The 20,720-nt window shown below is 57.5% G+C and carries 19 protein-coding genes; 2 read left to right on the top strand and 17 right to left on the bottom strand.

Annotated features, from left to right (window positions below):
* Positions 1 to 27 precede the first annotated feature (27 nt).
* The 7 genes from ACR0MI_RS09590 to xylF form a co-directional block, all read right to left on the bottom strand.
* On the bottom strand, positions 28 to 1,392 hold the full coding sequence (locus ACR0MI_RS09590; RefSeq protein WP_170614611.1) for a CmpA/NrtA family ABC transporter substrate-binding protein: 1,365 nt from the start codon (positions 1,390 to 1,392) through the stop codon (positions 28 to 30).
* A gap of 292 nt (positions 1,393 to 1,684) precedes the next feature.
* Positions 1,685 to 2,854, bottom strand: a complete 1,170-nt coding sequence (locus ACR0MI_RS09595) for an ABC transporter substrate-binding protein (protein WP_170614610.1) — start codon at positions 2,852 to 2,854, stop codon at positions 1,685 to 1,687.
* Positions 2,851 to 3,435, bottom strand: a complete 585-nt coding sequence (locus tag ACR0MI_RS09600; RefSeq protein ID WP_170614609.1) for an ANTAR domain-containing protein — start codon at positions 3,433 to 3,435, stop codon at positions 2,851 to 2,853. The genes ACR0MI_RS09595 and ACR0MI_RS09600 overlap by 4 nt, the downstream gene beginning before the upstream one ends.
* Positions 3,436 to 3,680: 245 nt before the next feature.
* Positions 3,681 to 4,988, bottom strand: a complete 1,308-nt coding sequence (gene xylA / locus ACR0MI_RS09605; protein WP_170614608.1) for a xylose isomerase — start codon at positions 4,986 to 4,988, stop codon at positions 3,681 to 3,683.
* 9 nt (positions 4,989 to 4,997) lie between these two features.
* Positions 4,998 to 5,801, bottom strand: a complete 804-nt coding sequence (locus ACR0MI_RS09610) for an ATP-binding cassette domain-containing protein (protein WP_170614607.1) — start codon at positions 5,799 to 5,801, stop codon at positions 4,998 to 5,000.
* Entirely contained in the window at positions 5,801 to 7,099 is a 1,299-nt protein-coding gene (locus ACR0MI_RS09615; RefSeq protein WP_170614606.1) for a sugar ABC transporter permease, read from the bottom strand. Before ACR0MI_RS09615 ends, ACR0MI_RS09610 begins: the two co-directional genes overlap by 1 nt.
* A gap of 62 nt (positions 7,100 to 7,161) precedes the next feature.
* Positions 7,162 to 8,145 carry a D-xylose ABC transporter substrate-binding protein gene (gene xylF, locus ACR0MI_RS09620; RefSeq protein WP_480441309.1) on the bottom strand — a complete coding sequence of 328 codons (984 nt, stop codon included), beginning with the start codon at positions 8,143 to 8,145 and terminating at the stop codon, positions 7,162 to 7,164.
* A gap of 187 nt (positions 8,146 to 8,332) precedes the next feature.
* On the opposite strand from xylF, the gene ACR0MI_RS09625 reads away from it, so the two are divergent.
* Positions 8,333 to 9,550 (top strand): ROK family transcriptional regulator, encoded by a 1,218-nt coding sequence (locus tag ACR0MI_RS09625; RefSeq protein WP_170614604.1) that lies wholly within the window; start codon positions 8,333 to 8,335, stop codon positions 9,548 to 9,550.
* Positions 9,540 to 11,051: a CRTAC1 family protein gene (locus ACR0MI_RS09630; protein ID WP_170816022.1), complete on the top strand. Its 1,512-nt coding sequence runs from the start codon at positions 9,540 to 9,542 to the stop codon at positions 11,049 to 11,051. The genes ACR0MI_RS09625 and ACR0MI_RS09630 overlap by 11 nt, the downstream gene beginning before the upstream one ends.
* Here ACR0MI_RS09630 and ACR0MI_RS09635 read toward each other — a convergent pair whose 3' ends face one another.
* The 10 genes from ACR0MI_RS09635 to hisD all read right to left on the bottom strand — a co-directional run bounded on the left by ACR0MI_RS09635 (position 11,052) and on the right by hisD (position 20,711).
* Positions 11,052 to 12,353, bottom strand: a complete 1,302-nt coding sequence (locus tag ACR0MI_RS09635) for a cytochrome c peroxidase (protein ID WP_170614602.1) — start codon at positions 12,351 to 12,353, stop codon at positions 11,052 to 11,054.
* A complete protein-coding gene (locus ACR0MI_RS09640) occupies positions 12,343 to 13,302 on the bottom strand; it encodes an aldose epimerase family protein (RefSeq protein WP_170614601.1) in 960 nt (319 codons plus the stop codon). Before ACR0MI_RS09640 ends, ACR0MI_RS09635 begins: the two co-directional genes overlap by 11 nt.
* On the bottom strand, positions 13,299 to 14,756 hold the full coding sequence (xylB, locus tag ACR0MI_RS09645; RefSeq protein ID WP_480854221.1) for a xylulokinase: 1,458 nt from the start codon (positions 14,754 to 14,756) through the stop codon (positions 13,299 to 13,301). The genes ACR0MI_RS09640 and xylB overlap by 4 nt, the downstream gene beginning before the upstream one ends.
* A gap of 264 nt (positions 14,757 to 15,020) precedes the next feature.
* Positions 15,021 to 16,115: an alpha-hydroxy acid oxidase gene (locus ACR0MI_RS09650; RefSeq protein ID WP_480854223.1), complete on the bottom strand. Its 1,095-nt coding sequence runs from the start codon at positions 16,113 to 16,115 to the stop codon at positions 15,021 to 15,023.
* A complete protein-coding gene (gene comE / locus ACR0MI_RS09655; RefSeq protein ID WP_170614598.1) occupies positions 16,115 to 16,669 on the bottom strand; it encodes a sulfopyruvate decarboxylase subunit beta in 555 nt (184 codons plus the stop codon). The genes ACR0MI_RS09650 and comE overlap by 1 nt, the downstream gene beginning before the upstream one ends.
* Positions 16,666 to 17,172 carry a sulfopyruvate decarboxylase subunit alpha gene (gene comD / locus ACR0MI_RS09660; RefSeq protein WP_480854225.1) on the bottom strand — a complete coding sequence of 169 codons (507 nt, stop codon included), beginning with the start codon at positions 17,170 to 17,172 and terminating at the stop codon, positions 16,666 to 16,668. The genes comE and comD overlap by 4 nt, the downstream gene beginning before the upstream one ends.
* A 62-nt stretch (positions 17,173 to 17,234) precedes the next feature.
* Entirely contained in the window at positions 17,235 to 17,645 is a 411-nt protein-coding gene (locus tag ACR0MI_RS09665; protein ID WP_170619671.1) for a universal stress protein, read from the bottom strand.
* Between the two features lie 27 nt (positions 17,646 to 17,672).
* Positions 17,673 to 18,653, bottom strand: coding sequence for an alcohol dehydrogenase catalytic domain-containing protein (locus tag ACR0MI_RS09670; RefSeq protein WP_170816711.1), 981 nt, complete (start codon positions 18,651 to 18,653; stop codon positions 17,673 to 17,675).
* Positions 18,650 to 19,411 (bottom strand): SDR family oxidoreductase, encoded by a 762-nt coding sequence (locus tag ACR0MI_RS09675; protein ID WP_170614594.1) that lies wholly within the window; start codon positions 19,409 to 19,411, stop codon positions 18,650 to 18,652. Before ACR0MI_RS09675 ends, ACR0MI_RS09670 begins: the two co-directional genes overlap by 4 nt.
* On the bottom strand, positions 19,404 to 20,711 hold the full coding sequence (hisD, locus tag ACR0MI_RS09680; protein WP_170614593.1) for a histidinol dehydrogenase: 1,308 nt from the start codon (positions 20,709 to 20,711) through the stop codon (positions 19,404 to 19,406). The genes ACR0MI_RS09675 and hisD overlap by 8 nt, the downstream gene beginning before the upstream one ends.
* Between the last annotated feature and the right edge of the window lie 9 nt (positions 20,712 to 20,720).

A 20,720-nucleotide genomic window follows, 5' to 3' on the forward strand; every position in this document is an offset into this window, starting at 1 on the left:
ACCCAAGCCGGGCGCAGTGTTGCGGGGTTAGCCTTGCACGTCCGAACCGACGATCTTCTGATCGCCCTTTAGACCAATGGACAGACTTTCGAGGTAGGCGTTGGGGGTGCGGCCGTCATAGGCGATGCCGTCAATGATATCCTCGACCGGGGTCGGCGCCTTGTAACCGTCGCTGTTCCAAGGGAAGTCAGCCTCATTGGCCAAGCCCTCGTCGACCAGCAGGCGCGCGGCTTCCAGATAGATCTTGGGTTTGTAGACGGACTTGGCGACCTCGTCATACCAACTGTCCGGTTTTGCGTCGGCGATCTGACCCCATCGGCGCATCTGGGTCAGGTACCAGACAGCGTCCGAGTAGAACGGGTAAGTCGCGTTGTAGCGGAAAAACACGTTGAAATCAGGAACTTCGCGCTTGTCACCCTTCTCGTATTCAAATGTGCCGGTCATCGAGTTCGCGATAACGTCGTAATCCGCGCCGACATATTCTGGACGGCTGAGGATTTCGACGGCCTCGGGGCGGTTGGCGTTATCGTTTTCATCCAACCACATGGCGGCGCGGATCAAGGCCTTGGTCACGGCCAGCGTGGTGTTCGGATACTCCTCCGCAAATTCGGCGGTGATGCCAAAAACTTTTTCGGGGTTGTTCTTCCAGAGCTCATAGTCGGTGATGACCGGAACGCCGATGCCCTTGAACACGGCCTGCTGGTTCCACGGCTCCCCCACGCAGTAACCATAGATCGTACCAGCCTCGAGCGTCGCAGGCATCTGCGGCGGAGGGGTTACGGACAGGAACACATCCGCGCCAATCTGGCCAGTTACGTTCTCGGGGCTGTAGTAGCCGGGGTGCAGACCGCCAGCGGCGAGCCAGTAGCGTAATTCGTAATTGTGCGTCGAAACTGGGAAAACCATGCCCATGTTGAAGGGCTTGCCTTCGGATTTGTACTTCTCTACCACCGGGGCCAGAGCCTCGGCACTGATCGGATGCTGCGGGCGACCATCCTCCATCACCGGGATATTCGGTTTCATTTCTTCCCAGATTTCGTTGGACACGGTGATGCCGTTGCCGTTCAGATCCATCGAAAATGGCGTGATGATATGCGCCTCGGTCCCGTATCCGATGGTCGCAGCCAGTGGCTGCCCCGCCAGCATATGCGCGCCGTCCAGCTGCCCGTCGATCACACCGTCCAACAGCACTTTCCAGTTGGCCTGCGCCTCAAGCGTGACGAACAAACCTTCGTCCAGGAAATATCCCTGCTCATAGGCCACTGCCAACGGTGCCATGTCCGTCAACTTGATAAAACCAAAGGTCAGTTCATCTTTTTCCAGTTCAAGTTCGGCCAGAGCGGGAGAAACAAGCGCGGTAGTTGCCGCAAAGCTCAAGATCAGTTTCTTCATCACATTTCCCTTCGGTTCGGCCCAATCAGGGCGCGTGGCTGCCCGTTTGCCTTCGGGCACAAAAAAAGCCGCCGACACACACCGCCGGGAGGAGTTGGCGGTTGGTCGAGCGGCTTTGCTCTTGATAGATGCCCATGGACATGGGCGCATTCTGTCGGATGGCTCCGTTGCCTGCCGATGGCTTCAGTAAGCCGACAAAACGTGGTCGCGTCATCTGTATTTTGAAGGATGTCTGAAATTTTTCCGCATTGCAGCATTGCGCGATGCTGCAATGCGGAAAAAATGTGCACACCTACTCGGAAGGCTCGAAAATACGTCGATCGAAGAAGACATTCCGAGACAGAATCAGGCTGCCCTTGGCTGATGCAACTGCCATTGGTTCCGGCAAGGCACCTTCCAGTTTCTCGGACGCACCCGGGGTCTCAATTCCTGATCGATGCATCGCTTGACGGTACAAGTCGCTCCGAAAGACCTTGGCTGCTGCATGTTCGGCAGCACCAACTTCAAGGCCGTTTCGCTTCGCCATTTGATGTGCAATCCACTTGGCCTGACTGCGCCACGGAAAAGTTGCCGCGCCTTCAAAAAACTCTACGAACCCCTCAACATGGCGGTGTTCTCCACTTGGAGAGATCGCAAATTCCCCCATCAAGGCGCGATCGACCAGTTCCGGGGACACATTCAGATAGGCTTTGCGCGCCAACATCTCGGACGCCGTAGAACGGCTGTCGGGATTGGACAACCACCGCCCGGCACGCCAAACCGCGCGCATAAGGCTGCCCAGAAGATGTGGTTCGGTCTGGGCCCAATCGTTTCTGACGGCCAGCACCTTTTCCGGCGCGCAATTCCAGATTGCCCGACCGGGCAACAGCAAAGCCCCAAACTGGTCCTCGACAGCAAACGACCCCCAGGGTTCCCCAACGCAGAACGCATCAATCTCTCGTGCAGCAAGCGCCTGCGCCATCAAAGGTGGAGGAACAGTACGGATCTCGACGTTTTTTGAAGCCAGCTCGGTTCCGGCCACCCAATATCGCAGCAACTCGACATGCATTGAAAATGGAAACGGCACCCCGAAGATCAGAGTGTCGTCGGCGGCCTTTGCGAGTGCAGCGCCGGCAGCTTTTGCATCGATGAAGTCGAAACCATATCCCTGATCCACCAACTTCCGGGCCAGTTGTGCGCCAACTCCGACGACATTGCCATTCAGCGACAGAACGGAAACAGCGGATATCGGGGTCGTGATCCCACCCAGCCCAAGTGCTATTGCGACAGGGATCGGAGATAATAAATGTGCAGCATCGACGTGCCCAAAAGCCAACATGTCGCGCAACGAAGACCAGGACGGTGCGGGACGAAGATCCAGCGAGATCCCTTCGGCGTGGTCAAAGCCCATCTCGCGGGCGACAACCAAGGGGGCAGCATCCACCAAAGGCATATAAGCAACCGGGAGCGTCACGGTTCTCATGACAACAACCCCGACGCCGTCACCAGTGCGTCGGCCACTTCGGCCACCCGACGGTTTTGATTCATGGCCGTCTTTCGTAACAGGGCGTAAGCTTCATCTTCCGGCACGCCTCTGGACTTCATTATCAAGCCTTTGGCCTTGTCAATCACCTTGCGCTCTTCCAAGGCGCGGCGCGTTTCCGCCAGTTCCACGCGAATTTGGCGCAGGACCTGGAACCTGGCGATTGCAATATCCATCACTGGCTTGATGCGGTCGGCCTGCAATCCATCCACGACATAAGCCGACACTCCGGCCTCGACCGCTGCCCTTGCCAATCCCCCTGCCGCGCCGGACACGAACATCGCAACCGGGCGCTCCAACGGGCCGGACGCGACCGTCAGTTCCTCCAGCATATCGCGGGACGGATTGTCGATATCAATCAACACAATATCCGGGTCGTGGGTGGCAATCTTGCGCGCCAGGCCCGAAACATTGCCGATCACAAAGACATCTACATCCCCATACGCTTTCAAGGCGTCAACTATAGCGAAAGCGCGGTCGTGGTTCTGCTCGACCACAACGACGGTCAGGTTTTGGCTCATGACTAGTCAACTGAGCTCTGCCCACCTCAACCACAATTGGAAAGTCCTCCACCCCTTCCTTCGGCGGCAGAATTGCTCAATTATTCAGCGATCATTGGCGCTATGCAAAGATACAGGGCAGATTGACTGACATGTCGGCATGTCGAATTGTTCTGCGGATCAATTTGTTGGACAGGTCCCGCAAGCGCTATGGACTGCCAAATGTGTCAATCTCTCAGTACCCGCTTATTGAATGCAGCCCCTGTTCAGACAAACCTGTTTACATAGTTCTCCAGGATTTCCTGATGTCCCGATTGCGGCCTCGGATTTATGTTCTCACGCAAAACGCGCGCAGCAATCTCTTCCAGACCGCTATCCAGCATCGTCGCCGCTGAAGGCGTGTTCCAGCCCGAGTAACGCTTCGACAGCTCAGCTTCCAAACCGCCATCTTCAATCATGGCGGCAGCGGCCTTCAAACCCCGGGCGCAGATATCCATTCCCCCGACATGGGCAGCCACCAGATCTTTTGCATCAATGGACTGGCGTCGGATTTTTGCGTCGAAATTTGTGCCTCCGGTGGTAAAGCCGCCGGCCTTCAATATGTAATAATAAGCCAAGGCTACTTCCGGCGTGTTATTTGGGAACTGGTCAGTGTCCCAACCCGACTGGTAGTCGTTGCGGTTCATATCGATCGAGCCCAGCATTCCCTCGGCTGCGGCCACTGCAATTTCATGCTCAAAGCTGTGCCCTGCAAGGATCGCATGCCCCTGCTCGAGATTTAGTTTCACCTCGTTCTCCAGACCGTATTTCCTGAGGAACCCGATGCAGGTTGCCGCGTCATAGTCGTATTGGTGTTTGGACGGCTCCTGTGGTTTGGGTTCTACCAGAATGGTGCCCTTGAACCCGATCTTGTTTTTATACTCCACGACCATATTCAGAAACCGACCCATGTGGTCCAGTTCGGTTTTCATATCCGTGTTCAGCAGGGTCTCGTACCCTTCGCGCCCGCCCCAAAGTACATAGTTTTCACCACCGAGCTTGTGGGTCGCGTCCAGGCAGGATTTCACCGTGGCCGCTGCAAAGGCAAAAACGTCGGGATCAGGATTGGTGCTGGCGCCGGCCATCCAGCGGCGATGGCTGAACATATTGGCCGTGCCCCAAAGCAACTTTGTGCCGGACACCTGCATCTTTTGGCCTATGTAATCCGTGATTTCTTCCAGAGTTCTCAGGTTTTCCGCAAAATTTCCCTGTTCGGGCCGGATGTCAGCGTCGTGCCAGCAGAAGTAGGGCTGGCCGAGCACTTCGAACATCTCAAAAGCAATATCTGCCTTCAAACGAGCCCGCCCCATATCATCCTGAGGATGCCACAGGCGTTCAAAAGTTGGACCACCGAAGGGGTCTCCGCCCTCCCACGCGAATGAGTGCCACCAGGCGACTGCAAACCTCAGATGATCTTCCATGCGTTTGCCCATGACAATCTCGTCTGGATCATAGTGCCGGAAGGCCAGCGGGTTTTTGCTGTCCGCGCCTTCAAACCGGATCCGCTCGATCCCTTCAAAAAATCCGCTTGGCATTTCTGCCCCCTACTCTGCTTTTTGTTCTGGCTGCTTGCCGAGAATGATCATCGACAGAAGGTCGTCATCGGTGACATCTGCGATATCGACCGTTCCGACCAGTTTCCCATTCTTCATGACCGAGGCGCGGTCACACAGCTCCATAACGGCATGAACATCGTGATCGATCAGGAAGATACCGATACCTTGCGCCTTTAGCTGGTGGATCAGATCCGCCACCATCTGCGTTTCATGCGGCCCAAGAGCCGCTGTCGGCTCGTCCATAATCAGAATGCGCGCATTGAAGTAGACAGCCCGGGCAATTGCCACGGATTGTCTTTGCCCCCCCGACAACGCGGAAACCGGGTCATTGAACTTCTGAAAATTGGGGTTCAGCTGCGCCATGATCTTGCGGCACTCAGCCTCCATGGCTGCATCGTTGACCAACCCGAAAGGCGTCGTCATCTCGCGCCCCAGGAAAAGGTTCGACGTTGCATCCAGATTGTCGGCCAAGGCGAGCGTTTGGTAGATCGTTTCGATGTTGTTCGCGCGGGCATCACGGGGGTTTCCGATCTCGACACGTTTGCCGTCGATCAAAATTTCGCCCTGATCCATTTGATAGGCACCGGACAGGACCTTTATCAAAGTGGATTTCCCGGCCCCGTTATGCCCGAGCAAACCAACCACCTCACCGGGATAGAGATCGACAGACACATGGTCGACGGCCTTGATCCCGCCGAAGGAGATCGAGATATCGCGCATCTCGACCAATGGCGGCGTGCCAGATCCGCGGCCAGCATTGGTTGGTGTTTTCTGCGTGTCCTGAGCTTGCATCACTTTGCCCCCAGTCGCTTGCGATAGACGATGTCGATATAGACGGCCAGTACAAGAACGCTACCGACCACGATGTTCTGAAACGGTGCATCGACGCCAACCATGGCCATGCCAGATTGCAGCGCTTGCATGATCAATGCGCCAAGGATCGCGCCGTATATGGTGCCGATGCCGCCAGACAACGCGGTTCCACCGATGACGGCAGCGGCAATGACCCTCAGTTCATCCAGCGTGCCAATGTCGTTCGAATGGTTTGCAAGGCGGGCCGAGGCGACCACGGCCGAAACAGCGCACAGAAAGCCCATCAGTGCAAAAATCTTCACGGTCAGCAGACGTGTATTGATGCCCGAAAGTTCTGCCGCATCCGGGTTGCCACCAGTGGCAAAGATGTAGCGCCCGAACCGGGTTTTTCGCGCCACGACCGTAAGTGTCACCGCCACGATGATCAGGATGAGGACAGAAATCGGTATGCCGTACCCGACGACCAGCCCTTCGGGCATCGTTTCTCCGCGCGCCTCGAACATCCGCTGCAATCGGCGCGTCGGAATGGCGTAGCTGTTGACGATGTAGACGTAGCCAAGGATGGCAATTGCGATTATCCCGGCCAGGGTGGCCTCGGCCCAAACAGGCTTAACGGGGAAGCCATGCGCGGCTTTTGCGCGACGGCCGCTCCACAAGGCCCAGATGGCGATCCCGGTGGCAAACAAGCCAAACAGCCAGCTTGTCGTTGCCCCCAAGGTTCCGTTGGTTCCGCCAAACATCAGGAACTTACTGTCCAGAGGACCAATGGTCTGGCCGCTGGTCAAATACCATGCCACGTTCCTCCAGACCAGAAACCCGCCTAGAGTGACGATGAAGGCCGGTATCGTCAGGTACCCGACCATCCAGCCGTGAAAAGCACCGATCAATGTGCCGACAAACAACCCCACGACTATGGTAATCGCCCAGGTTGCCGGGTTGTTCAAACCCATCCCGAGGACCTGTGGCAAAAGTTCGGTTTGCGTCATTGCCATCACGGCCGAAGTCGTTGCCAGCAACGCGCCGACCGACAGATCAATGTGACGCGTGACGATTATGAACACCATCCCGCAGGCCATGATTGCCACCGAAACCGTCTGAATTGACAGGTTGAACAGGTTGCGAGGTGTCAGGAACCGCCCATCGGTGACGATGTTGAACCCGATGCACAGGATGACAAACGCGCCGATCATTCCCAAAAGCCGCATATCCAGTTCCAATTGCTGGAACAGGCTGGGTTTCGCTTTTTCAGGTACCGGCTGAGACGAAGTTTCGGTCATTTCCGATCTTTCATAGTCAGCAATAGTCCCCGGCCCCCAAAAAGGGCCAGGGACTTTAGGTTTTAGTTACAGGGGGCCGGGCCGTTTTCGACGCCCTGGCACAAGTCTTCCAGAGGAATCCATCCGGCATCCACCACAACAGTCAGGTTGTCTTTGGTGATCGGTACCGGCGCCAGGAAGACCGAGTTCATCGCAGTGCCACCCGGCGAAGTCCAGCTGACCGCGCCTTCAACATCTGCAGGACTTGTGCCACCGCTCAGCGCCAATGCGATTTCACCAGCCGCTTTGCCCAATTCACGGGCATCTTTCCAAACCGAAACGGTTTGAGTGCCCAGTGCAACCCGGTTCAGCGCTGCGTGGTCGCCATCCTGACCCGACACCGGAATGCCTTCCATGCCCTGTGCCGTCAGGGCCGCAACAACACCGCCTGCAGTTCCGTCATTCGAAGCGACAACCGCGTCCACCTTGTTTTCATTTGCGGTCAAAATCTGCTCCATGTTCCGCTGTGCGTTCGCGGGAAGCCAGCCATCCGTATAGGCCTCGCCGACAATTACGATGTCACCACTGTCGACGGCTGCTCCGATGATTTCTTGTTGGCCGCCCCGCAGGAAGTCAGCGTTCGGATCGGTCGGCGAACCTTTGATCATGACGTAGTTGCCCTTGGGCATGGCCGCAAAAACGGCCCGGGCCTGCATTCTGCCAACCTCGACGTTGTCAAAGGTCAGGTAAAACGCACGGTCGTCCTCGATAAGGCGGTCATAAGCAATGACCGGGATGCCTTCGTCAGCCGCCGCCTGAACCGCCGGTCCGATAGCCTGTGCGTCCTGCGCCAGAATGATAAGGGCGTCCACACCCTGGGCGATCAGGCTTTCGATGTCCGAAAGCTGCTTTGCGGAAGACGATTGCGCATCTGCCGAAATGTATTCGGCGCCCCCTGCTTCCAGCGCCGATTTGATGGCCGCTTCGTCCGTCTTCCAGCGTTCTTCCTGAAAGTTGGACCAGCTTACACCGACCACCGGCTCTGCGAATGCAACCGTGGCCAGCATAGTGGCCGCAGCCGAAAAGCTGAGAATTCGTTTCATGATTTCCTCCCATATGCCGAGCCATCGCTTCTCGATTCGCGGCTCTCACAATTTTGAATAGCATATTTATTTCAGCCGGTAAAATATTTACTCTATTAGACGAACTGAAATTCAAATAAGTTGAGCCAACGGTGAGATTCGCGAGGACAAGATGCTGAAAAGCAAAGCCTCTCCGGTTTCTTTGGAACAAAGAAATGCAACCCGGCTACGGGTGTTGGAGCACATCAGAACAAAAGGATCCGTCTCGCGGATCGATATCGCTTCGGCCTTGCAAACCAGCCCTGCTACGGTAACGGCGGCGACGGCAGATCTCATCTCGGCCGGATTGATCAAAGAAACCCAAAGCGAAGCGCAGCTGAAATCCGGGAAAAGAGGCAGACCAAGGGTTTTGCTGCAATTGGACGGTCAGTCTTACCTTGTGGCAGGGCTCAAGGTCGCGCGTCAGGTGATCTCGGTCATTCTGGTCGACTTCCAAGGCAATGAGGTGGCTTCACACAAGTATGCGCTGGAATCCGCCAGAATGTCGTCGACGGATTTTGTGCTGGCGATCCGCGAGGCACTCGAGGAGACCTGCGGAAAGATTGATGCCTCTGTCGGCGACCTTGCTGGCGTCTCAATCGGGGTGGCTGGTCTTGTTGATGCCAGAGGAAACTTCGTGCACTGGTCATCTTCGATTGCCGAAAGAAACATCGATTTCAATCGCCTGCTGTCCAAAGAACTGTCCTGCCCTGCTTTCGTGGATAACGACGCGAACCTTGTTGCAAAGGCTGAACAGTTGTTCGGACTTGGTAAGGGGCTGAGCAACTTCCTTGTTGTCACGATCGAACATGGGGTCGGTCTGGGTATTGTTCTGGACGGAAAGCTATATCGAGGAGAGCGCGGCTGCGGAGCTGAGTTTGGGCACACCAAGGTACAGCTTGACGGCGCATTGTGCCAATGCGGTCAACGCGGATGTCTGGAAGCCTATGTCGGAGATTATGCACTGATCCGTGAAATGACGGTCACAGGCCATTCCAATGAAATGAAGGCTGTTTCCGACATTCATGATCTGGCCGACTCTGGAGATGAAAGAGCGTCTTCCGTGTTGGCCCGTGCTGGTCAGATGTTTGGACTTGGGGTTTCCAATCTGATCAACCTTTTTGACCCAGAATGCATTATCGTCTCGGGCACGCAAAAAAGCTTTGAGCATCTGTGTTCAAGCGAGGTTATGACCCGCATCCGAAGCGGCGTCGTTAAAGTCGATGCGCCCTTGCCGGATATCAAAGTTCACCATTGGGGCGATTTGATGTGGGCCAAAGGCGCCGCAGCATACGGGATCGAACAGATTTCGATCCTAAAGGTCAAGGAACTCTCGGCGAATGCGTCCTGAGTTTGCTGCCCTTGTGGTTCTTGTCACCACAGCAAATGCCGGGCCGAACGCCCCCGAGTTCGTTGGCATCGAGGTGCCTGAACATATTTACGATGGCGGCTGGGAGCATTTTGTCGGCGGCGGTGTCGCCGTGTTCGATTGCAACGGAGATTCTTTACCCGAACTGTTCGTGGCCGGCGGATCGAACCGGTCGCAACTGTTCCACAACACCTCGCAGGGCACGATTTCTTTTAAGGTCGAGACGCCCGATGAATTGTCTCTGACCGGCGTAACCGGCGCGTATCCGCTGGATATCGACAGCGACGGTTTGATGGATCTGGCGGTTTTGCGTGTTGGTCCGGACCTTCTTCTCAAAGGCCGCCCAAATTGTCGGTTCGGCCCTTTTGATAACCTTGGCTTCTTGTCGGAAGACCACTGGACCACAGGTTTTTCAGCCACTTGGGAAGATGGGCAGTCCTTGCCGACGCTGGCATTCGGGGCTTATGTTGATCGGTTCGATCCCGACGGCCCTTTTGAAACTTGCGGACCTACCCTCCTCTACCGCCCCCATGGCAGCGGCTACCAGCAGCCGCTGCACCTTGAACCCGGTCACTGTTCGCTTTCAATTATGTTTTCCGACTGGGCCCGGACCGGACGCGCGGACCTTCGCGTCAGCAATGACCGCCATTACTACGTCAGGGGTGGACAAGAGCAATTGTGGGCCATGGAAGCCGAACCGCGATTGTATGGCTCTAACGAAGGCTGGTTACCCTATTCGATCTGGGGAATGGGGATCGCATCAAGGGATCTTACCGGGGACGGCTTTCCGGAGGTTTATCTGACGTCCATGGGCGATCAGAAGCTTCAGGTTTTCGACCCAAGCGCCAACGGCCCGACTTGGCGCGATGCGACCTACGAAAAGGGAACAACAGCCCACAGACCGCATAGTGGCGGTGACGGAAGACCGTCGACCGGCTGGCACGCTCAATTTGGCGACGTCAACAACGATGGTAAGGACGACATCTTCGTTGCGAAAGGCAATGTCGAGCAAATGCCCGACGCCGCCCTGAACGATCCCAACAACCTGCTCATGCAAACCCCGGAAGGTCAGTTCGTCGAAGCCTCAGTCGATGCCGGGGTGGCGTCGATGGCAAAGTCTCGCGGTGCGGCCATGGCAGATTTGAACAACGATGGAAGATTGGATCTGGTGGTCGTGAACCGTGGTTCGGCACTCGAAGTCAGCCAGAACATCTCGCAGGGTGGCAATTGGCTGTTGATTGATCTTGCCCAGGACCAATCTAATCGAGCAGCGATAGGAGGGTTTGTCGAACTCAGAACTTCGCAAGGTGTTCAGACCCGCGAAATAACAGTTGGCGGCGGTCATGCCGGGGGCATAGCCGGGTTCCATCATTTTGGCCTGGGGAATGAGGACCGCGTGCAGGTTCGTGTGATCTGGCCGGATGGAAAGACAAGCGAGTGGCTGGAACCCCCCGCCAACCAGATCTTCCGAATTCAGCGTTAGTCACTTGTCAATGGGCAGACCGCTGGGGACCTGATTGGGCACTCCGAGCCGCTCCGCCGGATGTTCAAGGCTTGCCAGAAAGCTCAGCAGCGCCTCAATCTCTTGATCTGTCAGGGTGATTTTCGGCAAGCCGTTACTTTCGGCAATCGCATCCACATTTTGCTGGTCCAGCATTGGATTTTGATCTTCGGAACCCGGGAAGTCTGGCAACCGGGCCATTTCAATCGAGTAGTTTTTCAAGGACGTCACCGGATCCAGATGGTGGCGCACCATGTCCTCAAGACGGGCAAAAGCTCCGTTATGTCCATACGGAGCAGTCAGTGTCACGTTACGCAGTGAGGGCGTTCGAAAAGCGAATGTATCCTCAACGCGACCAGTCACGCGGAGACGCCCGTCGTCCCGCGTGTGGCTCTCAAACCGCGCCGCTTTTCCGGGGCCGATTTGGGGCATCGCGATTGAATGAAACTGATGATCCGTCTGGAACCAGCCCGAGTGGCAACTGCTGCACTCAGCCTTGCCGTAAAACAGGCTCATGCCGAATGTGGCCTTTTCCGACAACTCACCTTCACCTCTCATCGCGCGGTCGAACGGGCTGTTATCCGCGCGCCACTCAAATGCGATGAAATCCGCGACTGCGTTGGCAATATCCGTGAATGTGATCTCTTTGCCCGGCGTGATCTCATCGAACCTTTGCCGGTACTCCGGAACAGCCGCGACACGGGCTGCAATCAGATCCCATGCGCCGCCTGGTTGTGTCAAAAAACCAAGTCGCACCGCTTTGCTGACGTCATTCTCGGAATAATGACCTGCCATTTCGTCCGCCGACAAAACCGGGAACATGGCTTGTGCCGCCAGAGCCGACTGGAAGCCGGGCCTCATGTGCGTTCCCAGCGGCGTCCTGATGCCATTGACTTGGCTTGGGTCCGTCTCAAGCCGCCCGTCATGAAAGAACGTCGTGAACTCAATGGCTCCGAGGTTCCAAAGACCTGGCGAGTTTCGCGGAATTCGTTGTTCGGGCGTGTTCAGGGGATCCAGCGTGCGATCCGTACCCAGCCCTATTCCCCCTTCCCCGATGCCAAGGGAAAGACCATCTGACGTACCCAGCCTGGGATGATGACAGGTCGCGCAACTGATGTTCTTGTTGCCCGACAAGATCGGGTCGTAGAACAGAAACCGTCCCAACTCGACGCTGTCGAAATCAGGCTCAAGGAACTCCGGCCTCGGCCCAAGCTCTTGAGCACTTATGCCACCGGCGCCCCACATGGACAGGCTGAAAACTGTGATTAGCGACTTAGCCCTCATGCCAACCCTCAGAGATCTCTAAGGCAAGCACCTGACGGTACGGGTTCTCAGGTGTACAGATAATCGACGGAAACGACGGGATATTTGGGGCGTTGGGGTATCCCGATGGCTCAATACAGAGACCAGACGAACCACGAAACGGTTTTGCCATCTTCGCCCTTGAATAAACCTGCGCCCCAGGCTGGTCAGAATAGACTGTCAAAGCAAGACCAGAAGGTGCCGAAAATACCGCTACCGGAGCCTTTGGATCACGGGTGTGGTCGAAGCAAAAGTAGTGATCGATCCCTGCAGAAATACTTCCGATCGATTTTGACTCTTGAAAGTCCAACTCGTTTTCCGCGGTCGAACAGACCCGACCGGAAGGAATTCCTTGATGGTCGATTTCCAGATACTGGTTTGAAGCAAGTTTCAACTTGTGCGCGTCGACCCCGTCTGAGCTTCCCAAGGTGTAGTAGTTGTGTTGCGTCAAGCTAATGGGCGTGGGCCGGTCCGGATGCGCCGTGAACGAATAAATCAATCGCGGAAACTGCAGCGAGATCCGGACTTCGAACCTAACCTCCCCCGGAAAGCCGCTTTCCCCGTCGCGTGAAAGATAGCTCAGCAAGACCTCGTTTGGCGCCATCTTCTTGAGATCCCAGAATTGACTGGAAAGTCCCCTCTCTCCACCATGAAGGGTGTTTTCACCTTCATTGGCGCTCAGTTCAAAACCAGTGCCTTCCAGATCAAAGCGCGCACCGCCAATCCGGTTTGCGACGCGTCCGACAATTGCACCCGTATAACTTGTATCTTTGAAGTACGCGGACAGGTCATTGAACCCCAGAATGAGCGGCCTGTCCTTGTACAACCACTCTTGCGTGATTGCGCCGTAATTCAGGACCGAGGCCCGCATTTCCCCATCCGTCAACACAGCTGTTTCGACCCGAGAGAGCTTGTCCGTGTCCAGCGTCATCTTGCCGCCAACGGCGCGAGCGCCTTGTAGAATTGCCGGTATCGCCCGTATTCGCTTTCATAAAGGTCGATCAGATCACTACGCGGTTCGATAGTTTCCTCGATGTCCGGCGGCGTCATGACATCTGCCGGTTCGGCGTTGTTCGCAGCACAGATGGCAAGGCGCGCGGCGCCCATGGCCGCTCCGAACTCACTGCCTTTGGGCACGTCCAGCGGCACCTGCAAAACGGTGGCGAGTGTTTCCAACCAAAACCTCGACCGCGCTCCCCCTCCTACGGCCATCAGGCTGTTTGGTTCTGTCCCCGTACTTTTCAGGGCTTCAAGGCAATCTCTCATCGCAAATGCAACACCCTCCATCACCGCCCGGGTCAGATCGACAGGTTCGGATGCCACGTCCACGCCCAGAAATGCGCCCCGGATCTTGCTGTCGTTGTGCGGGGTTCGTTCGCCGGACAGGAAGGGAAGGAACGTAACCGACGAAGGGCCAGTCACCCCGTCAGGCAACGTCGCAACCAGTTCTTCCACTGGTTTGCCGAGGTTCCGTGACAGCCAGTTCATGCTGTTTGTGGCCGACAGGATAACCCCCATTTGTATCCACTTGTCCGGGATAGCATGGCAAAAGCAGTGCACAGCAGTTTCAGGTGCAGGCGCATAGGTATCCCTGGCAACAAGCAAAACGCCGGAGGTTCCCAGTGAGACAAAGCCTGCCCCGTCCCGAATGCTGCCAATACCACAGGCAGCTGCGGCGTTGTCCCCGGCTCCTCCGGCTACGACAACACGCCCGGAAAGCCCCCACTCCTGCCGCAACTCGGCTTTCAACTCTCCACCGGGCTCACTGCCTTCAACCAATCGAGGCATTTGGTCCATGCGCATGTGGCCAACGGCCAGCGCGGTTTCCGACCATTGCCGAGCGCCAACATCCAACCAGGAGGTCCCCGCACTGTCTGACACATCCGAGACATATTCGCCCGTCAGCCAGAATCGCAAATAGTCTTTTGGCAGCAGAACTTTAGCGGTCTTTGCGAATACCTCCGGCTCATGTGAGCGCACCCATTCCAATTTTGGCGCTGTGAACCCCGGGAACACGATATTCCCTGATATGGCGCGCATCTGCGGTGTCTGATCCAACATCCTCGCTTCATCAGCGGACCGTGTGTCGTTCCAAAGAATACATGGTCGCAAAACATTGCCGGCTTTATCCAGAAGGGTGGCACCGTGCATATGTCCGCTAAGACCGATACCCAGCAGTTTTGCGAAGGCACTTTCGTTGCTGACGCGGATTTGCCTGACAACTTCTTCGCACGCATCGATCCAATCTGATGGGTTCTGTTCGGACCATCCAGGCTTCGGCGTCGAAGTTGAAACACTGACCTCGGCGCTGCTTACGACCAAGCCGTTTTCATCTACCAAAATCCCTCTGAGACCAGATGTTCCCAAATCCAACCCAAGGTACATTCGACGCAAATCCCCGTTTTTATTTTAGTTGATAAAATTAATTGAACCCGAGATCTTGTCAAGGCGCTTATCAAACCACTCCGTGTGGGGCACGACATGAAGTCCCTTCTGTCCCGCAGTTCCGCAAAAGAGGTGGTGCAGCGCCGGCCCGAGCCGAACTCAACGGCCTCCCCCAAGCGTCGCAGCTCCGCAAAATAGGTCAAGCCGTAAGCGACCGCTATTTCGGCCGGATTGTCGGGTGTTTTAGGCGCGCAGTGCTCGCAGTCAGGGTCCGGTTAGAGAGGTCTTCCCGGTCTGCGCCATGGCAATGCTCAGTTCTTCGCTAAGCGCGTCCCACAATTGCTCCAGACCGGATTCACCCGCGGCCGCAATGGCATACTGCAGGATCCTTCCGATAAATACGAAATCCGCCCCGACCGACAATGCCTTGAGAACATCTTCGCCTGACCGGACGCCGCTGTCGTAGAACACGGGAAAGTCTGGCCCAAGATCGGCACGGATCCTTGCAAGCATGTCAATCGGCGCAGGCGCGGAATCCAGCTGACGCGCGCCATGGCTTGAAACCTGGATGGCATCCACGCCTGCCGACATCAGGCTGCGGGCATCTTCGACGTCCAGCACGCCCTTGACGACAAGTTTTCCAGGCCAAAGCTCGCGCAATTGCACCAAAGTGTCCCATGTGGCACGCGCCCGGCTTTCGGTGCGATCGAAGTCATAGCCTTCCATCTCGAAATTGGCCATCACAGGCTTGCCCTTCAGAAGGGTGTTCAATGACCAGTACGGGTGCAGCGCGAAGTCGATGAACTGGCGCGGGCCAATGCGGAACGGCATCTTGAACCCATGGCGCAATTCGCGCGGGCGACGGCCGACCTCGGGGACATCGACGGTCAGGACAAGGACGTCATACCCGGCCTGTTTCGCACGCTCGGCCAGTTTGAAAGATCCCATCCCGTCTCCGCTGAAATACAACTGAAACCAGGCATTACCTTCGGCCTCGGTAATGATCTCTTCCATCGGCGTCGAGGCCACGGTCGATACGACATGTGGCACGCTGTAGCGCGCCGCAAGCCTCGCAAGCATCAAATCAGCGCCCGGGGCGGCAAGGTTGCACATCCCCATGGGGGCGATACCGAAGGGCCTGTCTGCCTCGACATCAAAGACCCGAGACGCCATCGACCGTTGACTGACATCGCGCAGGATACGGGGTCGCAAGGTTATGGCGTCCAATGCGGCACGGTTGCGCGCCGCGCCGGTTTCGGCCCCGGCGGAGCCGTCGATATAATCGAACACCATCCACGGCAGACGCCGCCGAGCCAGACGGCGGGCGTCTTCGGCGCTATGGATGGTGCCTGCGGCCATCAGGCCTGTACGGCCTTCATGAAGCGGTCGCGGATGACGACCGGGTCCATCGTGATCGGCGGCATCTTGGCATTTCCGCTTTCGCATTTGCTGACGATGATGGTCATCTGTTTGGCATCCAGTGCCTCTTGCAGCACACGGCCCGTGTCCTGGGCGGCACATTCGATCACCCGCTCGCAGCCGGCGGCCTCGGCCATTTTCGTCAGGGACGTTTTCTGCCCGGCATAGGTCGGCTGATCCCCGGTCGACCCGTATGAGCCATTGTCCACGATCAGCAGGATATAGTTGTCGGCCACGTTGTTGGCGATGGTGGGCAAAGTACCAAGATTGGTCAAGATCGAGCCGTCACCATCGATGACGATCACCGGCTTCGGCTGCGACAGGGCGAGCCCCAGACCGATGCTCGAGGCCAGTCCCATGGTGCCCAGCATGTAGAAGTTGGTCGGCTGATCGTCGATGGCGTGCAGTTCCTGGCTGGGAATGCCGATATTGCAGACAACCAGCTGATTACGCAGGATCGGAGCGATTTCCTTCAAGATTTCAGAACGGATCATTGGTCGCCGTAGCCTCCCCAGAAGTTGGCGTCGGTCAGGATGGCGACCGGCTTGTTGCACATGAAGGTATATTTCAGGATCGCGTCCAGTTCCTCGACATCCGACTGATGGTGGAAATGATAGGTCGGGATATTGAGCTGGGCCAACAGTGCCTTGGTGTGCACCGCCATCTCGACCTGACAGGCGATGGGTTCGCGCAACTCACCGCGATACGAGATCAGCATGGGCAGTGGCATCCGGTAGTACTGGATCAGTGTGGCCAACGTGTTGATCGTAACGCCGATGGCGGTGTTCTGCATGATAATCGCAGGGCGCTTGCCGCCCATCCATGCCCCGGCGCACAGGCCCATGCCTTCGTCTTCCTTGTTCGAAGGTATGTGATAGATGCCGTCGCGCTGGTCGATTTCATCGATCACGCCCGCCAATTGCTTGCAAGGGACGGTGGTTACGAACGAAACATCGTTCGCAACCAGGTCGTCTGTTATCTTTTTGTCTATGTCCATATCCGGGATATCAGTCCTGTCTGTGGCGCATAACGCGCGGTTGGATGTGTCAGTATCGGAGTTCAGGCGGTGCGGCAGACATGCACCGCGCACGGAGCATGGCGAACAACACGGGCTGCCGTTGTGCCCAGAAAATAGTCGCTGAGGCCGGGCTTGTGAGAACCAACGACAATGCAGTCCACGCCGTGTTTTTCCGCGTATTCGACGATGCCGCGATACGAACGGCCCTTCACGATCTCGGCTGTTACGTTGTCATGGTCTGACGTTTTCTGGGCCAACTGGCGGCGGGCCGTTTCAAACCCTTCGCGCACGACGTCTTCGTCCAAATAAGTGCCGACTGAGCCATGCGGCGCTTCGTAGACGTGCAGAGCGATGATCTGCCCACCCCGATTGCATAATGTCGTGGCGGCCCTGAGGGTGGTGCCGGAAACTCCGTGATCCAGGGCCATGGGAACCAGGACTTTGTCATACATGGGTTCTCTCCGTTTTATCGCAGGCGTTCAGGCCCACGGGTCGAGGATAATCTTGGGTGCGGCCACCAAGCCGGACCGCAGGTCGTGAAAAGCGGCAGCGCCGTCAGACAACGGGCGCAGTTCGGGCCAGTCGAGCGGGCCCAGGCGACCTTCAAAAATTGCCTGTGCGGCGTCACGGAAATCCTGCGCGGTATAGGTATAAGTGCCGATGAATGTGATTTCCTGCAAGGTCATGCGGCGGATATCCAGACCGCCTGTATCCTCACCCAGACCAACATGCGCAATTACTCCGCCCGGCATTGCAATCGCCGAGGCTGCGGCACGGGTGGCAGCATATCCCACCGCATCCACCACCAGCGGCACCATGCCCTGAAACGCGTCGATTGTCTGTTGGCCGCAGCGCTCTATCAGAAAGGCACGGCGGGCGGCGTTGGGTTCCTGTATCGTTACATCATCCACACCCATGGCGCGAAACGCCAAGGCAGCCGCCAGCCCGATCGCTCCGCCGCCGATGACAAGCGCCCGACGCTCCATCTGTGGATTCAGCGCTTCGAGCGCAAGTCGGGCGGCATGCCAGCTTACGGCCAGCGGTTCACTCAGCGCCGCCTTTTCCAGCGGCACGTCATCCGGCACCGTTACCAGATTGCGCTCGGGGATTGCCACGAACTGCGCAAAGGCACCCTCGCGCGGGGGCATTGAAATGATCTCGCGGCGGGCGCAGAGGTTTTCGCACCCGGACACACAGGCGGCACACTCTTCACAGGTGACCAACGGATTGATCGCTACCCGTTGACCATCACGCGGCCCGCCGACGGTTACTCCAGCCGCCTCGTGCCCCAATATGAGCGGCGCAGGACGCCGGGCGTCATGACCCATATAGGCATGCATGTCGGACCCGCAGATGCCCGAGGCATGGATGCGGATCAGGTGTTCGCCTGCCTGGGCCGCAGCCATCGGCACATCGCGAAAGCCAAGCTTCTCAACCCCTTCATAGACAAGCGCTTTCATTTTGCCGTGAACCCTCCGTCAACCATCAGGACTTGCCCGGTGACATAACCCGACGCTTCGGAACACAGAAACAACAGCGGTCCGTCGATATCCTCAAGCCGGCCATTGCGGCCGATACAGGTTTGCGCCGCATTGCCCGCAGCGCGCGCCTTGTCGCTGAACACGGCCTGTGTCAGCTCGGTCGGGAAGAACCCGGGCCCGATCGCGTTGGCGGTGATGCCGTGGGGCGACCAGGCTTCAGCCATGGCGCGGGTCATCTGACCGACCCCGCCCTTGCTGGCTCCGTATGCGATGCCCCCGGGAAAAGCCCGAAAGGTCTGGAGCGACGCGAAATTGACGATCCGCCCCCACCCCCGTTCCTTCATCGCAGGCACAAATGCCTGGCTGATAAAGAACGGCGCTGAAAGGTTCAAAGCCAGCGTCTGGTCCCAATCCGCAATCGTCACTTCGTCCGCTGGCTGCCGTGTATTGATCCCGGCCGCATGCACCAGAATATCCGGCATTCCGAAGGGGGCCGAAATCGCTTCTGCCAGCGCCTTCAGCCCGCTGCGGTCCGCCACATCCGCCACCACATGGGCAGCGCCAGTCCCGATTTCCGCACACAGACCTTCCAATGCCTCGGCACGCCGTGCGACCGCCACAACCTGCGCTCCGGCGGCAGCGAGCGTCACTGCCGCTTGCCGTCCCAAACCGGAACTGGCACCGGTTACGCAGGCAGTTCGGCCTGTCAGATCGAACAGGGCTCGCGGGTCAGCCATTTGCGGTCAGATCAAAGACTTCGTCCGGGAAGTACTTGGCCAACCGGACGTCGGCGGCACGCGCGTGCCCCTCCATCCCTTCCAGCCGGGCAATCCGCGCGGTGGCCTCGGCCACTGGTTTCGAACCCTCGCGGGTTGCGCGCTGCCATGTGACGATCTTCATGTATTTGTGAACCGACAGCCCGCCAGTGTAGCTTGCCGCGCGCGAAGTCGGCAGCACATGGTTGGTCCCTGCGGCCTTGTCGCCGTAGGAAACTGTAGTCTCTTCACCCAGGAACAATGAGCCGTAGCATGTCAGCCGCTCAAGCCACCAATCCAGATCCTCTGCCTGCACGGTCAGGTGCTCGGGCGCGTATTCGTCGGAACAGGCGGCCATGTCCTCGCGATCCGCACAAAGGATCACCTCGGCATAGTCACGCCAGGCCGCTGCGGCGTTCTCGCGGTTCACCTCGGGCAGGTCGTTGATGTAATCCGGCACCAGCCGCATCACGTCTTCCGCCAGGGCGCGGTTGTCGGTAACCAGCCAGACCGGAGAGTTGTAGCCATGCTCTGCCTGGCTCACCAGATCGGTGGCGACGATGTGGGCGTCCGCTGTGCCGTCAGCCAGGATCAGGCTGTCTGTCGGGCCTGCGATCATGTCGATGCCAACGCGGCCAAACAGAATACGCTTCGCCTCGGCAACAAACTGATTTCCGGGGCCTACCAGGATGTTTGCCTTGGGCAAGCCAAACAGACCGAATGTCATTGCCGCAACCCCCTGAACACCACCCATTGCCATGATTTTATCCGCGCCGCAGATGTGGGCGGCATAAATGATGGCCGGGGCCACACCGACGCCGGGGCGCGGCGGCGAACAGGCGGTGATATGCTTGCACCCTGCCACCTTGGCGGTGGTCACAGTCATGATGGCGCTTGCAATATGGCTGTAGCGCCCGCCCGGCACGTAGCATCCGGCCGCATCCACCGGGATCGCCTTTTGCCCGGTCACGAAACCGGGCGAGATTTCCATTTCCACGTCATGCACGGTGCCTTTTTGCAGCTGGGCAAAGCGACGAACATTGTCATGGGAAAACCGAATATCGGCCTTCAGTTTCTCCGGGACCAGTGCACAAGCCGCTTCGATCTCTTCCGGCGTCAGCAGCACGTTGCCCTCGTACTGGTCAAACTTTGCGGCATATTCCAGAGCCTTGGCATCGCCTCCAGTCTCAATGTCGTCGAGGATGCCCTGCACGATCTTATGAGTTTCAGACGCGTCCGACTTGGGAGTCAGGGTGGCCTTTTTCAGATATTCACGGGTCATTTCCAGGGG

This window comes from Ruegeria sp. D4 (genome assembly GCF_056534475.1).